Source organism: Marisediminitalea sp., assembly GCF_984433645.1.
On the sequence record NZ_CFIDRX010000100.1, the window covers coordinates 1 to 15,757 of the forward strand.

General features: G+C 47.2%; 13 protein-coding genes and 1 pseudogene. All 14 read left to right on the forward strand.

The genetic code is table 11. The features are described 5' to 3' along the window. Positions 1-433 (forward strand): annotated as a pseudogene (locus AC4MRN_RS13085) (serine/threonine protein kinase); the annotation flags it as partial. Positions 434-503: 70 nt separating this feature from the next. After that, positions 504-1,373 carry an acyl-CoA thioesterase domain-containing protein gene (locus AC4MRN_RS13090; RefSeq protein WP_370167129.1) on the forward strand — a complete coding sequence of 290 codons (870 nt, stop codon included), beginning with the start codon at positions 504-506 and terminating at the stop codon, positions 1,371-1,373. A 616-nt stretch (positions 1,374-1,989) separates the two neighbouring features. Beyond that, positions 1,990-3,111, forward strand: a complete 1,122-nt coding sequence (locus AC4MRN_RS13095; protein WP_491203523.1) for a pyridoxal-phosphate-dependent aminotransferase family protein — start codon at positions 1,990-1,992, stop codon at positions 3,109-3,111. 216 nt (positions 3,112-3,327) lie between these two features. Continuing rightward, positions 3,328-4,557 (forward strand): nucleoside recognition domain-containing protein, encoded by a 1,230-nt coding sequence (locus AC4MRN_RS13100; protein WP_491203524.1) that lies wholly within the window; start codon positions 3,328-3,330, stop codon positions 4,555-4,557. A gap of 78 nt (positions 4,558-4,635) precedes the next feature. Continuing rightward, positions 4,636-5,337: an SIMPL domain-containing protein gene (locus AC4MRN_RS13105; RefSeq protein ID WP_491203525.1), complete on the forward strand. Its 702-nt coding sequence runs from the start codon at positions 4,636-4,638 to the stop codon at positions 5,335-5,337. A gap of 12 nt (positions 5,338-5,349) precedes the next feature. Continuing rightward, positions 5,350-5,808 carry a GAF domain-containing protein gene (locus AC4MRN_RS13110; RefSeq protein ID WP_491203526.1) on the forward strand — a complete coding sequence of 153 codons (459 nt, stop codon included), beginning with the start codon at positions 5,350-5,352 and terminating at the stop codon, positions 5,806-5,808. Next, positions 5,805-6,089, forward strand: coding sequence for a hypothetical protein (locus tag AC4MRN_RS13115; RefSeq protein WP_073324520.1), 285 nt, complete (start codon positions 5,805-5,807; stop codon positions 6,087-6,089). The genes AC4MRN_RS13110 and AC4MRN_RS13115 overlap by 4 nt, the downstream gene beginning before the upstream one ends. Positions 6,090-6,110: 21 nt before the next feature. Beyond that, a complete protein-coding gene (proQ, locus tag AC4MRN_RS13120; RefSeq protein ID WP_073324521.1) occupies positions 6,111-6,776 on the forward strand; it encodes an RNA chaperone ProQ in 666 nt (221 codons plus the stop codon). 1 nt (position 6,777) lies between these two features. Then, a complete protein-coding gene (gene prc / locus AC4MRN_RS13125) occupies positions 6,778-8,817 on the forward strand; it encodes a carboxy terminal-processing peptidase (RefSeq protein ID WP_491203527.1) in 2,040 nt (679 codons plus the stop codon). 115 nt (positions 8,818-8,932) lie between these two features. Further along, a complete protein-coding gene (locus tag AC4MRN_RS13130) occupies positions 8,933-10,267 on the forward strand; it encodes a sodium-dependent transporter (protein ID WP_073324523.1) in 1,335 nt (444 codons plus the stop codon). Between the two features lie 9 nt (positions 10,268-10,276). Then, entirely contained in the window at positions 10,277-11,761 is a 1,485-nt protein-coding gene (nhaC, locus tag AC4MRN_RS13135; protein ID WP_491203528.1) for a Na+/H+ antiporter NhaC, read from the forward strand. Positions 11,762-11,779: 18 nt separating this feature from the next. Continuing rightward, positions 11,780-14,377: an aminopeptidase N gene (gene pepN, locus AC4MRN_RS13140; RefSeq protein ID WP_491203529.1), complete on the forward strand. Its 2,598-nt coding sequence runs from the start codon at positions 11,780-11,782 to the stop codon at positions 14,375-14,377. Then, the gene (locus AC4MRN_RS13145; RefSeq protein WP_370241228.1) at positions 14,370-14,603 is read left to right on the forward strand and encodes a DUF2835 family protein; all 234 of its coding nucleotides are present in this window, start codon (positions 14,370-14,372) and stop codon (positions 14,601-14,603) included. Before pepN ends, AC4MRN_RS13145 begins: the two co-directional genes overlap by 8 nt. 210 nt (positions 14,604-14,813) lie before the next feature. Beyond that, positions 14,814-15,757, forward strand: a 944-nt coding sequence (locus AC4MRN_RS13150; RefSeq protein ID WP_491203530.1) for a DUF1302 domain-containing protein, incomplete at its 3' end; no start/stop codon positions are given.

A 15,757-nucleotide genomic window follows, 5' to 3' on the forward strand; every position in this document is an offset into this window, starting at 1 on the left:
CACACCACAAAGCAAATTCGTTGCTGCGCCCGGCACACGAATTCCGTACGAAAAATCTGTGCAAACACTGAGTGCCAGCGAAAGTCGCTTGCATTCCTATTTTGAGGACGGTGACGATCCTGATGAATTGCTTGCATTGCCGGCGACAATCATGGACGCTATTTCCCGGTTAAACGCCATTCATCACACCGGATGCATTATTTTTGAAGCATTAAGCCACCACCTCAAAATCCATAGTTACTATCGATTACTTGATCACACCAAAGAAAATGAGTTTAATGCGCTGTTAGATTTGATTGTGCAGGCACTCCCTGAAATCAGCGGTGAAGGAATAAGTGGCTTTATGAAGCTGCCGTACAAAGACACTCGTTGTTTTGATCACCGCGCGCGCTGCGCCGACAAATATTATCCAAGAAACCCCAAAGCACAGTAGTTGCGAGTTTTTATTCGCGCTCCAGGGTGCGCATTTCTTCGGGGTGATAAATACGTTTTAGGAGATATCCTTGGAACAACAAAATGAAGTTAAACTGTCTTCACTGTTAGAACTAGAAACCCTTGAACACGGTTTATACCGCGGCCAAAGCTGGGATTTAGGCTTTCGCGCCTTGTTTGGCGGTCAGGTGTTAGGCCAGGCGCTGCAGGCAGCTTATCAAAGTGTACCGGAAGATCGCGTCGTGCATTCCTTCCACAGTTATTTTCTGTTACCCGGTGATGCGCAAAAGCCGGTTGTTTACGACGTTGAAATAGTGCGTGACGGCAAAAGCTTTTCAGCCCGACGCGTGAAAGCAATTCAAAACGGCCGCAGTATTTTTTACATGACAGCGTCTTTCCAGACACCAGAAGCGGGTATGAGTCACCAGTTCGCCGATATGCCTGATGTGCCGCGTCCAGAAGACGTTGAGCCAGACATCAGAATGTACGAACGCAATTATGCGCATTTGGGGCGACGCATGAGGGAAGCACTTAGCTATCATCGTCCCATTGATATTCGTACTGTTGATGCCGTGGCGTCGTTTACGGCAAAGAATCGCAAACCCGTTCGTGCAACCTGGTTAAAAACGGAAGAAGCACTGGGCGACAATCAGTCAATGCATCAGGCGGTGTTGTCTTACGCCAGTGACTATCATTTCCTGAGTACCTCACTGCAGCCACACGGTGTGCAAATAACAGATAAAAATTTAGTGATTGCCACGATCGACCATGCAATGTGGTTCCACCGTCCGGTAAACATGAATGAATGGTTATTGTATGTAATGGAAAGCCCGGTGAGCGAGAGTGCGCGTGGTTTGGTGCGTGGCCAGATTTTCAACCAGCAAGGTGAATTAGTCGCATCGACAATGCAAGAAGGGTTAATGCGTTTGCGCGACGAATAAAGCCGCAATCGGCAGTTGGTGGCGGTTGCTATTGGTGACGTAAGAACTGGGCCGCCAACACTTATTTCATCAGCAGCGTGACTTTTGCCGTCCCATAAAAAATGCCCAGAACTTAAAAAGCTCCGGGCCTAGGGGAATGGCTCATTGCTGAGCCGTGCGCTAACTTTCACAAAGGGAGAGGTGTATAGTATTCACGCGGTTCAGTAATAATAGCGCAAACCTGCTCACTTTATAAACAATTTTTTAGAAATACTTCAAACTGATTGAATTATAGACCATTCCTAACGCGCATCAAGTCAATTTGTTCAATAAATCCACGCAAAATGAACAGATTTTAAACAGGTTGTGCAATATTTATCCACAGAGGGTTGTACTGTCTGTTAACAAAGCGCCTGTCCGTATAACAGTATAACTATACAAAGCTTGACGGAACGTAAGTCATTCACCGCATGAATAATGGTAATCCTTTACAGAATGCCGACTTGTCATTGTGGTTTGTGATGGTCAAAGTAGAATGAGCGCTATTAAGGAATGCCCTGATTATAGTCGCAGCAGGTTACAAGCGTCTGATAATCAGAATTAATGCGTCACTTTTTTGTTCGATAAGGTATGCACCATGAAAACTTATACAAGCCATATTCCTCCTCAACGTACCTTAATGGGCCCTGGCCCGTCAGACGTTAGTCCGCGTGTACTAAACGCCATGGCGCGCAGCACTGTGGGACATCTGGACCCTGATTTTATTGGTCTGATGGACGAAACGAAAGAGTTGCTTCAATACGCTTTTAAAACAAATAACGCACTGACTATGCCTATTTCAGCCCCGGGTTCTGCGGGTATGGAAGCGGCGTTCGTAAATTTGGTTGAACCGGGTGATACAGTCATTGTATGTATTAATGGTGTATTCGGCGGCCGGATGAAAGAAAACGTCATTCGCTGCGGCGCAAAAGCGGTTGTCGTAGAAGACGACTGGGGTAAACAAACAGACCTGAGCAAATTAGAAGACGCGCTGAAAGCACACCCTGAAGCGAAAGTTGTTGCTTTTGTTCACGCTGAGACCTCTACTGGGGTTCGCAATGATGCGGCGACTATGTGTAAACTGGCTCAACAATACGACTGTCTGACTATTGTAGATGCGGTTACTTCTCTGGCTGGTATTGAAGTCGCGGTTGATGACTGGGGAATTGATGCCATTTATTCTGGCTCGCAAAAATGTTTGAGCTGTGTCCCGGGTATTTCACCCGTGTCGTTCAGTGATCGCGCTGTTGAAGTGATCCAGGCCAGAAAAACGCCGGTTCAAAGCTGGTTTCTCGACATGAACCTGATTGTGGGTTATTGGGGGCAGGGCGGAAAGCGAGCTTATCATCACACAGCACCAGTGAATAGCATTTATGCAACGCATGAATCGCTTGTGATGTTGCACGAAGAAGGTCAGGAGAATGCCTGGGCGAGACACGCACGACTGCACAATAAACTGGTAGCAGGTCTGGAGTCTTTAGGCATTGAAATGGCCGTAGACAAAGCGTATCGGTTGCCCCAGTTAAACGTTGTCAATATTCCAGAAGGCGTAGACGATGCAGCAATCCGAGGTCGACTGTTGAACGAGTTTAACCTCGAAATTGGCGCTGGGTTAGGCGCGTTTGCTGGAAAAGTCTGGCGTATCGGCCTGATGGGTTCAGGTTGTACCGACAAAAATGTCGATTTCTGCCTGGGTGCACTGAAAACCGTTTTAAACTAAATAATTCCACCTCTATCGCAAAGTTGTAATAAATAATTGTTATTTACCGACAACAAACGCTAGTATCATCTCTGTTAGCACAGTTATCCAGGCGCTGCTAACAGGGATGTGTTTCAGCATTGCGGGGCTCCGCATGCCGCTTTTCATTTCCCTTATTGATAATGTATCAGCACAGCGGCGCTTGCCGTTGTATTAAAACAACAATAAGGCTTCTTTATGCTTCACAGAATTTGGCTTGTTTTCATAGTAAGCGCTTTTGCTGCAACTATGTATCAGGCAGTTTTTGGCGATCATCCTCAGGGGTTTCAGGATGTAATGTCGATGGTTAGCAGCATGGCAACGCTGAGCGTTGAAATTGCAATCGGTTTGATCGGCGTGCTGGCGTTCTGGTTAGGTATCTTTGAAGTAGCAGAAAAGTCGGGGCTTATTCAGAAATTCTCCCGGCTTCTTGCGCCATTTTTGTGCCGAATCATGCCCGACATTCCCCGCGACCATCCTGCACTTGGTAGTATTACCATGAATATGTCGGCAAATTTATTAGGTCTGGATAATGCCGCTACGCCTTTCGGAATAAAGGCTATGCAGGACATGCAAAGCTTGGCACCGCGTAAGGACACCCTCACAAACAGCCAGATCCTGTTTCTGGTTTTAAATACCTCATCGGTAACACTCTTTCCTATTGCGGTATTTTTGTATCGCGGTGAGCAGGGTGCGGCGCAGCCTACCGATGTATTTATTCCTATTTTACTTGCCACCAGTGCGTCTACGTTGGCGGGGTTAATGGTGACCTGCGCGGTACAGAAAATTAACCTGTTTAATCGCGTAATTTTGCTGTATCTGGTTGCGGTATTTGGTTTGTTAGCCGCGGTGATCCTGTATTTTGCACAGTTAGCTGCTTCAGAATTAGCCAGTCAGTCAGCCATTGTGGCAAACAGCCTGTTATTCACTTTTGTTGTGGGTGTGCTCATTAGTGGCTGGCGTGTAGGCAATAATACCTATGAGCAGTTTGTCGACGGCGCAAAGAAGGGCTTCGATGTAGCGGTCTCGCTTATTCCCTTTTTACTGGCTATGTTAGTGGCCATCGGTATGCTTCGCGCCAGTGGCGTGATGGACATTCTGGTGCAATGGATAGCCAGCGCCGCAATATGGCTAGGCTTCGACCCCCGTTTCGTTGACGCATTGCCCACGGCGCTTATGAAACCTCTGAGTGGCAGTGGTGCCCGTGCGCTGATGATAGAGACAATGCAACATCACGGCGCAGATTCGTTTGCCGGTAGGTTGGCATCTGTGATGCAAGGCTCTACCGAAACCACCTTTTATGTGCTTGCAGTATACCTGGGCGCAGTGGGCATTAAACATTCACGCTACGCCGTAGCTTGTTGTCTGGCAGCAGACTTAGCGGGTATTGTTACAGCCATTCTGGTAAGTTATTGGTTCTTTGGTTAAACCTCAGTCAGTGTGTGTTCAGATACTGTTAAGGTATCAGTTGTCATGCTACACGCTCATTTTACATAGGAGTAAATCATGCGTTTTAACATGTTGTGTGCATTGATTGTAAGTGTCGGACTTTCTACTAGTGTTTTTGCCGCCAATACCCACGAGCATCGCAGGTTAGTTAATGTGTCTGGTCAGGGGGCGGTCAGCGTTGTACCCGATGCTTTTACAGTCAGTGTTGTGCTGGAAGAACGCGGTCCTGTTGTCAGTAAGTTAAATCAGCAAATGGCAGAGCGATTGGCATCTGTCGTCCAATTTTTACTGAAGTCCGGTGTAGAAGAAAAGCACATTCAGTCCATGTCAGTTAATTTAAACCCGTGGTACGAGCACACGCCGAATGGCAGACAAGACAAGGGCTTCATCCTAACCAGAGAGGTACGCGTAACCTCTACGGAGCTGCAATCTTACGACTCAATTCTCGATGGTATTTTAGGTCGCGGCGTAGACCGCATTCAGCGTTTTGAATTTATTAATTTAGATGCCGGCGAAGCCTACCAGCAGGCGCTGATTGCTGCTGTACAGGATGCAAAAGTACGAGCGGGCTTGTTAGCGCGCGAAATGGGAGTAAAATTGGGTAACGTAATTACCATTAATGAATCAGCCGGACACAGCATGCCGCCCGTTATGGCCACTATGCGAATGAAAGACGAGATGAGCAGTAGCTTGCCTGGTCAGTCAGACATAACAGCCACCGTGTCAGTGTCATTTGAGCTAATAGAAAAATATCACTAAGAGAGACAGAATTTGACAAGCAGTACCTTTTATTCACAGCTCACCGCTCAAGCCCGCAGTTTGGTAGAGGGCGAGCGGGACATGATTGCCAACATGGCTAATATTAGCGCGCTATTGTTTAACCAGATGGACGATGTCAATTGGGCGGGTTTTTATTTGTATAAAGAAGACCAGTTGGTTTTAGGGCCGTTTCAGGGGCAGCCAGCCTGCATCCGCATCCCAATGGGTAAAGGCGTCTGTGGCACGGCAGCAGCAACCAATACGGTGCAACGAATAGAAGACGTTCACCAGTTCGAAGGCCATATTGCCTGTGACGCTGCGTCAAACTCTGAAATTGTGATCCCCATAGTGGTAGATAACCAGTTAGTTGGTGTGCTGGATATCGACAGCCCGAACCTATCGCGCTTTACAGCAGAAGACGAGGCGGGTCTGTGTGAGATTGTAGGTGTCCTGAGTCGTACATTGGTATGAAGCATTTGATTGACATTCAGGTGGTGCTTGCCACCTGGCAGGACATGGAAGATGTATTTGAAGAGCCGGATGAGGCAGCTGAACGGTTAAATACCATATTGCATATGGTTTATGACCGTGCTGAAGAAGACATTTCAGTGGAGCGGCTTGAAGGTCTGCTGTCTCATACCTGGTCAATTTGGCATCAAGATGAAAATTTATTGTACGTAAATGACGATGATTTGCTTGATTGGGTTGACCATCTGCTAGCAACTTGGGATGATGCAGACAATCTCGATTAACTCATATACACGTTAATATTGATGGAATCATCACAGAAGTTTAGTAACAGTAAAGAAGTCATCGCCTTTCTGGCGGAGACATTCCCGAAATGCTTCAGCCTGGAAGGTGAAGCTCGTCCTTTAAAAATTGGTATTTTCCAGGATTTGGCCGAGCGCCTGCAGGAAGACGAACGGGTTAGTAAAACCTTGTTACGTTCCAGTCTGCGTCATTACACCAACAGCTGGCGTTACCTTTACAGTATTAAAAAAGGTAACCACCGCGTTGACTTAGATGGTAATCAGGATGCTGCGATTGAGCAGGAGCATGAAGACCACGCTAAACAACAGTTGGAAGAAAGCAAAGCCAAAGCGGCCGAAAAACGCAAAGCGGCGGGTAAGCCACCTCGCAAAAAGCCAGACGGCAGACCAGCTGCTAAAAATGGCGGTGAACGCCAGGCGAAATCAGCGCCAGGCCGCTATAATGGAACTAAATCCAAAACAAACAGACCAACTAAAGTACCCCCAGCGAAATTAACAGACGCAGATCTTACTACCGGTACAGCAGTTACAGTGAAGCTGGGTAAAGCGCCTATGCATGCTGTAATTACCGAAGTAGCGAAAGACGGTGTTCATGTTCAACTGGATACGGGGATGGTGGTTAAAGTCAACCCAGAGGCTTTACGTCTAGCACGTTCCAAGAGGTCGTAATATGAAAGATTTACTCCGAGTTTCAGTCGCCGGTGCTATTTTAGCGCTAAGTGTTGGCGCTGGTGCCGTTACATCAGGTAATAGCGTAGAAGATTTGCCGGTTCTCCAACAGGAGCCACAGCACTCGTCTGCCGCTAAGCGAATAAGTACGTTGTTCACCCGTGAGCATTACAAGCTTATTAAACTTGATGATGCACTCTCGGAGAAAGTCTACGATCGATTTTTGCGGGCTTTGGACGGCAACCGCAATGTGTTTTTGCAATCAGACATTGACGGCTTTGCTAAATACCGCGACGAATTTGACGATGCATTAACCCGCGGTAATTTGCAAATCGCGTACGACATGTACAACATCAATCTGGAACGACGCGTAGAGCGCTATAAGTTTGCGCTCAAGCATCTCGATACGCCGTTTGATTTTGAAAAAGCGGGCGACAAGTTTTATTACGACCGTGAAGAAGCGCCATGGGCCACTAATATGGCAGAACTCGATGAGTTATGGCGTCAGCGTGTTAAATACGACGCGCTTAACCTGAAGCTCGCGGGTAAAGAGCCAGAAAAAATTAAAGAGTTGCTGACCAAGCGATATGAGCGTGCCATTAAGCGTCTGAAACAAACGCAAAGCGAAGATGTGTTTCAAACCGTAATGAATTCGTTTGCACGTAGTATTGAAGCGCACACCAGTTATTTATCACCTCGTAATGCAGACCGTTTCCAGATGGACATGAATCTGTCACTGGAAGGTATTGGTGCGGTATTACAAAGTGAAGACGACTTTACTGTTATCAAGAGCATTGTTGCCGGCGGGCCTGCCGACAAAACCAAGGCGTTAAAACCCGAAGACAAGATCGTGGGTGTCGCTCAGGGGGACGAAGATTTTGTTGATGTTATCGGCTGGCGTTTAGACGACGTGGTTGAACTGATCAAAGGGCCGAAGGGCAGTGAAGTGCGTTTACAGGTTCAAAAAGGAACCGGCGACAGCACCGCTATCTCAGTGATCAATATTGTTCGCGACAAAATTAAACTGGAAGACCGCGCCGCCAAGTCAGAAGTGTTTGTGCCTGAGTCAGGTCCACACCAAGGCGAAAAAATTGGCGTTATCGATATACCCAGTTTCTATAACAACCTACACGTTGATGTACTTAAAGAAATCAACGCGTTAAAAGCGCAAGATGTAAAAGGCATTATTGTTGACTTGCGCGGTAATGGCGGTGGTTCGCTGTCTGAAGCGACACTGGTTTCAGGTTTGTTTATTGAGGCAGGGCCGGTAGTTCAGATCCGTTATGAAGGCGGGCGCATGAGTGTGAATAAAGACACCGATGGACGTGTTGCTTATTCCGGACCTTTAACGGTGCTGGTTGATCGCTACAGCGCTTCGGCGTCAGAGATCTTTGCCGCCGCGATGCAGGATTACAATCGTGCATTAATCATCGGTGAACAAACTTTCGGTAAAGGCACGGTTCAACAACACAAAGGGTTGGGTCGTATCTACGATTTATACGAAAACCCGCTGGGCAGTGTGCAATACACCATCGCTAAGTTCTATCGTATCAATGGCGGCAGTACGCAGCACAAAGGTGTTGTGCCTGATATTTTGTTCCCTTCTCCAATAGATCCGGCAGAGTGGGGCGAAAGTCAGGAAGAAAACGCATTGCCTTGGGATAGCATTAAACGAGCTAATTACACCACGTTTGGTGATTCCCAGTCTGCAATTGACGTTCTGGCGGCAAAACATAATGCGCGCATTTTACAGGATCCTGAGTTTACGTATATTCAGCAAGACATTGAAGAATATCGTAAAAACAAAGACAAAGCGTTTATTTCCCTGGTTGAATCAGAACGTTTGGCTGAGAAGGAAAAAAACGAAGCTGAAGCGCTGACGCGTGCAAACGAGCGTCTGTTGCGGCTGGGTTTACCCAAGGTGGAAAACCTTGATGACCTGCCAGAGGCTTTGGACGACATCGACCCCTATTTGTCAGAAGCGGCAAACATTACACTGGACATGGTTGAGACAGGTAAGTACGCATTTAAACAAGGGTAATATCAGAAATACCGAAAGGGCTGGCGTTTGCCAGCCCTTTTTCATTCAAAAAGCAGTGTTGAAAAATACAACAACAAAATAAAATCATTATTAAAACAATAATAAAGGGAACAATATGGCGATTCGCGGTGAGTTTTCTTCCCGTATCGGGTTTATCCTGGCGGCAGCGGGGTCAGCAGTTGGACTGGGTAACATCTGGGGGTTTCCTACCCAGGTAGCCAGTAATGGTGGAGCGGCTTTTGTACTGGTCTATTTAATGTTAGCGTTTGCGCTGGCATATCCGGTGCTTATGGCAGAACTGATCATTGGTCGGGCTCACAGAGCCAACATGGTCGACTCGCTTGGACAGATCACGTCAAATCCATTGGGCCGCCTGACGGGTTTGTGGGGTTGTATAACCGTATCGCTGATACTGGCTTTCTACGCCATTGTCGGCGGCTGGATGATTGCTTATTTTGGTGAATCGGTCACACGCCCGGTTGTTTCACAGGCTGTCAGTGATTGGTTTGTTAGCTATTCTATTAGCAGCAATCTGATTTTTTGTGCGCTATTCCTAAGTTTAACATCGTACATCGTACTCGGTGGTGTAAAAGCCGGTATCGAGCGGTGGTCTGTGCGTTTAATGCCAACCCTGTTCATACTAATGGGCTTACTGATTGTTTATGTCAGTTTCCAACCTGGCGCAAGTGAAGGCTGGGCGGCTTATCTGGTTCCCGACTTTACCCGGGTATTGAATCCCGATCTGCTCATTGATGCTATGGGGCAGGCGTTCTTTTCCATGTCTCTGGGTGTAGGTACTATGCTGGTCTACGGCTCGTACATGAGTAAAAAGGAGGACCTGCCAAGTATTGGAGCCTGGGTTGCATTAGTGGATATCGGTGTTGCTATCATCGCCGGTATGTTAATTATCCCTGCGATGTATGTGGCGCTCAACAACGGCGTACAAATTTTCTCGGAGTCGGGGGACTTAATCGCTGGCGACCAGTTAATTTTCACCGTGTTACCTGCATTATTTAAAACTATAGGGCCGATAGGCTTATTGGTGTCCGTGGTGTTCTTTGCACTTATGGTGATTGCCGCTTTAACCAGCTCTATTTCAATGCTGGAAGTGCCGGTAGCTTATTTATCTGAAAGCCGGAATATGCCACGCAAACGCGCGGTGTGGATTGTAACCACCACCATTTTTCTGCTCAGCGCGATTATTATTCTGAATTTCTCTACACTTTTCGGCTTAGTTATTGCGCTAACGACGAAGTACAGTCAGCCGTTGTTAGGCTTCGCACTGTGTATTTTTGCCGGCTGGGTGTGGAAGCGAAATGAAATTCTGGCCGAACTGAAGGCCAGTGCCCCCGATATGGAACAGCGCCTGTTTTGGAAAATTTGGCCTTGGTATGTAAAGTTTGTGTGTCCGGTTGTCATTCTTGTGATGTTTTATCGGTCGGTGATGTAAGGAATAGTCATGACGTCTCAACAAGAAATTAAACAACCCAGCTTACTGGACGCGTTAATCCCGATTGTCTCACTCGTACTAATGATGGGAACCGCGGTGTATTTGTTCTCCGACAATTCATCGTTCGGGCCAAACCAGATAGCCTTGTTAATTGGTACCGGTTTAGCCGCAATCATAGGCATGAAAAACGGCCACCGCTGGAAAGACATTGAAGCGGGCATAATTCAGGGTATTTCAGTCTCCCTGGGCGCTTGCCTGATATTACTGGCAGTGGGTTCATTAATTGGTACCTGGATGCTTGCCGGCACTGTGCCTACACTCATTTATTACGGCCTTGAGCTGCTTAATCCGTCTATGTTTTACGCGGCCAGCTGTTTAATTTGTGCGGTAGTGGCTATGAGTATCGGCAGTTCCTGGACAACCGCTGCAACCGTTGGTGTAGCGCTAATGGGTGTAGCCGCGGGTATGGACATGTCAGCAGCAATCACTGCAGGTGCAGTGGTTTCTGGTGCCTATTTTGGTGACAAGATTTCACCGCTTTCAGAAACAACCAATTTGGCACCTGCAGTTGCCGGCGTAGATCTGTTTGAACACATCCGCTACATGCTATGGACAACGATCCCCAGTTTTATCATTGCGCTTATTCTGTTTGTTATTCTGGGTTTTAGCGCGTCTACAGAACAGTCAGCGGCGAAGATTCAGGAAATGCAGTTGCTGTTGGAAAACACCTTTAATCTGAATCTGTTCATGCTTGTGCCCCTTGTTGTGTTGCTAACGCTTGCTGTGCGAAAGATGCCCGCTTTTCCAGCGGTGGCTATTGGAGCATTATTAGGCGGAGCCTGGGCCATTATCTTCCAAACCGACGTTGTACTTGGCATGAAAGACGGAGCAGACTCAGATGTAGTGGGCACCGTTAAAGTGGTATGGACTGCTTTGTTCGATGGTGTCAGCTTTGACACAGGTGATGTTACGCTGGACAGCCTGCTTAGCCGTGGTGGTATGTCTTCAATGCTCAACACTATCTGGTTAATTATTTGTGCCATGTCATTTGGTGCAGTACTGGAGCGGGTTGGTCTGCTCAATCGTGCGGTCAGTGCTATTTTACATGGTGCCAAAACCGCAGGTGCAATGGTAACCCGCACTATTTTTACCTGTATCGGCACTAACCTGATTACAGCTGATCAGTACATGGCAATCGTTATGCCTGGTCGCATGTACAAGCAGGAGTTCGAGAAGCGTGGCTTAAATCAGTTGAATTTATCCCGCAGCCTGGAAGACGGTGGCACTTTAACATCGCCACTCATTCCGTGGAACACCTGTGGTGCCTACATGCATGGCGTATTAATGGTACATCCGTTTGAATACATCTTTTACGCGTTCTTCAACGTAATTAACCCAATTCTGGCTATGATTTACGCGTATTTTGGTATCAAGATTTTGCGTATCACACCACCCGAGTCCGTGGTTGAATCTTCCGTTTCTTCTGCAAAATAATTTAGTAAAGGAGAGTGTATGACATTACTGGCTAAACGCCGAGCCGACTATCGCGCGCCGGCATTCACAATCAGCGATATTGATTTGAATGTAACATTGCATCCAACGGCAACACGGGTAGTTAGCAGCCTCCGAGTATCACGACAGGGTGAACACACCGAGTCGTTGGTACTGGACGGCGAGCATTTAACATTAGTGTCCATACTCCTCGACGGCAAGCCGTTCAGTGACTACGCAAAAACCGACACAGGTTTAACGCTGGCAAATGTGCCCGATGATTTTAACCTTACCATTGAGACGGTTATTAACCCTGAAGCTAACAAAGCATTGGAAGGGCTGTATTTATCGAATGGAGTTTATTGCACCCAGTGTGAAGCTGAAGGGTTTCGGCGTATTACCTATTACCTCGACCGCCCCGATGTACTGGCTAGATTTACTTGTACGATAACAGGCGATAAAGCCACATTACCGACCATGTTGGCCAATGGTAATCCTATTGCCCGCGGTGAAAACAGCGATGGTACGCATTGGGTTACCTGGGAAGATCCATATCCAAAACCCGCGTACCTGTTTGCATTGGTTGCCGGTAGCTTTGACCAGCTTTCAGATACGTTTATTACAGCGAGCGGTAAATCTGTTGCGCTTGAATTATATGTGGATAAAGGCAAGCGAGACCGTGGTGTGTTTGCCCTTGAAGCGCTTAAGCGTTCGATGAAATGGGACGAAGAAGTATTCGGGTTGGAGTACGATCTGGATATTTACATGATTGTGGCCGTTGACTTTTTCAACATGGGCGCGATGGAAAACAAAGGCCTGAATGTATTTAACAGTAAATTCGTACTGGCCGATCAGGAAAGCGCCACGGATGAAGACTTCTTCAATGTAGAATCGGTGATTGCGCATGAGTATTTCCACAACTGGACAGGTAACCGTGTTACCTGCCGTGATTGGTTCCAGTTGAGCCTGAAAGAAGGGTTAACCGTTTTTCGCGATCAACAGTTTAGCTCTGATATGAGTTCGCCATTGAGTAACCGCATAAAACAGGTTCGGGTAATGCGTGAACACCAGTTCGCTGAAGATGCCAGTGCCATGAGTCACCCAATTCGTCCTGATGAAGTTATTGAGATGAATAACTTCTACACTGTGACGGTGTATGACAAAGGGGCTGAAGTGATCCGCATGATGCATACCTTGTTGGGTGCAGAGGGCTTCAGAGCTGGGATGGATGAATATTTCCGTCGCCACGACGGCCAGGCCGTTACCTGTGATGACTTTGTGTCTGCCATGCAGTCGGCGACGGATATCGATTTAACACATTTTTCTCTATGGTACAGCCAGTCAGGCACACCAACTGTGTCGGTTAAACGCGATGTTAAGCCCGGCGGCGAGGTCACCGTAACCCTTAAGCAACATACCCCGCCAACAGCGGATCAGGCGACAAAGCAAGCATTGTATATTCCGTTACAAATTGAATTTATCAATGAGCGTGGCGAGCACGTTTTGCCGGACACACCTATGTATCGCGATAATCTGTGTATTCTTGACAAACCGGCTGTTACGTTAACGTTCACTGGCAAGGGTCGTCAGATTACGCCTGTTGCTTTGGGTAATTTTTCTGCACCTGCAAAACTGCAATCTGATCTTACTCCTGAAGAGTACCTGCACGCATTCCGTTTTGCCGACGATGCGTTTTCTCGTTGGGACGCAATTCAGCAGCTGTACAATTGGGCAATAGAGCAGTACTACACGAATCAACCGGAAAATGTCGGTGCCACAATCTGGCAAGGGCTGGTGTCAGCGGTGGACGCTGAGCAACAAAACCCGGAGTTATTAGCTGAATGTCTGGTTGTGCCGAGTTTTGAATCATTAATTCAAACACGAACTGACATTGATGTGCATGCTCTCTACAACGCCAGAGAGGCGTTTGTTGGTGATTTATCTGACAAGCTAGCGGGTATTTTGAACACTGTATATGAGCAAAACCAGACAGGCGATTATGCATATTCTGTAGAGCAGGTAAGTGCACGTCGCTGTAAAAATACGGTGTTGACTCTACTGGCTCGTCAACAAGACAGTGCCTCGTTAATTCGCGAACAATTTACTCAATCAGACAATATGTCAGACTCTTTGGGTGCCCTAAAAGCTGCGCAAATTCAGGATCTAAAGCTGTTTAGTGAATTAATGCAACAGTTCGAGCAGCGTTGGCATAACGATCCACTGGTACTCGACAAGTGGTTTGGTTTGCATGCGACTTGCCCGCGAGACGATATACTGGCACAGCTTACGCTGCTGCGTCAGCATCCTCAATTCAGTCAGCAGAACCCCAACCGGGTGCGCGCCGTAGTAGGGAGCTTTGCTTTCTACAATACCACCGGTTTTCACGCCGATGATGGTTCTGGCTATCAGTTTTTGACTGATTATCTGATAGAACTTGATACCACCAATCCTCAGGTTGCGTCCCGATTAGTAACGCCATTAACGCAATGGCAGCACTATAATGGAGAACGACAAGCGCTCATGAAGCGCCAGTTATCCAGATTGTTAGATAACAAGAATCTGAGCAAAGATTTGTATGAAAAAGTCAGCAAGGCATTGAGCTTTGGTCACAATGACTAATAAAGACACCATCTACTTTTTTACTCTGAACGAACCCTATTCATCTTGCCAGGCCCTTTATAGTGGCCTGGTTCCCCATGCTGTGTTAACCGCAGAAAATGGCGCAAGGGTTCAGGTGCCCGCAGGAAGAGTACGGCAGTTCATTGATAGTCGTGGTTTATGTGGCAGATTCAGGCTAATTATAACGAAAGAAAATAAAATCAAATCTTTCGAGCGAATTCGCTAACTCTGTACTATAACTATCAATCAGTTATTTATAATAATTCGGTTTAAATTCAGGACGTTCACTAACTCAATTTGATGATGTTTACGGCATTTTCCCAACTGGTACGATTAGTTCTTGCTATCCGTGTGAAATGATGTAATCATTTTGTTAAATAAACCGATGTGTGTCGTTTTATCAGCAGCTTACTGCTGAATCAGGAGTATAAAAATTATGATAACCAGGCCTAGCGCATTCAAAAAATCGCCTATCGCAGCTGGACTACTTGCCCTATTTGGCGCCGCAGCGCTGCCGGCAGGTGCTGCCTCTTGGGATGTAGGTGATGTGTCGATATCACTCGACTCAAACTTTACACTGGCTACCAGTATTCGCGTGGAAGATCGTGACTACAGCCTTATTGGTAACAGCAACCATCCTCAGTTCAATTGGTCTGGTTACAACGCAGCGACCAATGTCATCTACCCAAGCGGCGACGTATGGGCATTGGCAAACGGAAGTTATTCAAGCAACGGTGATTTGGGCAACCTGGCTCACGATCCCGGCGAGGCCTTTTCAACGCAAGTGTCTGGTAACCATGAATTAGATATTCGTTACGGCGACATTGGTTTCTTTGCTCGCGGTTTCTGGTTTTATGATTTCGAACAGATGGACGGCGACCGTCCTTGGGACAATCCTATCACCGGTCAGCAAACAGAATTGTGTGACGACCCCAGAGCCAAAGAGCTTCTTTGTGCAGATGTTCGTTTACTCGACGCCTTCTTCTATGGCGATTGGTGGGTGGGTGATAAGCCACTAACCGTTCGCGTTGGTCAGCAGGTTATCAGCTGGGGTGAAAGTACATTCATCCAACATGGTATCAACACCACAAACCCAGTAGACGTGACTCGCGCCCGTACGCCAGGCGCTGAGTTAAAAGAAGTCTTTATTCCGGTTGGTATGGTTTACGCCTCATTGGGTATTACCGATAACCTGAGTATTTCAGGTTACTATCAATATGAATGGGAACGCAGCTGGTTACCTGTTGCTGGCAGCTACTTTGCAACAAACGACTTTGCGGGCGAGGGCGGTCAGGCGAATAATGTTCAGCTAGGCTTTACCGGCAACCCGGACATTGACCTTGACTTCCTGTTAGCGTCACTCAATGGTCTGGGCGATGC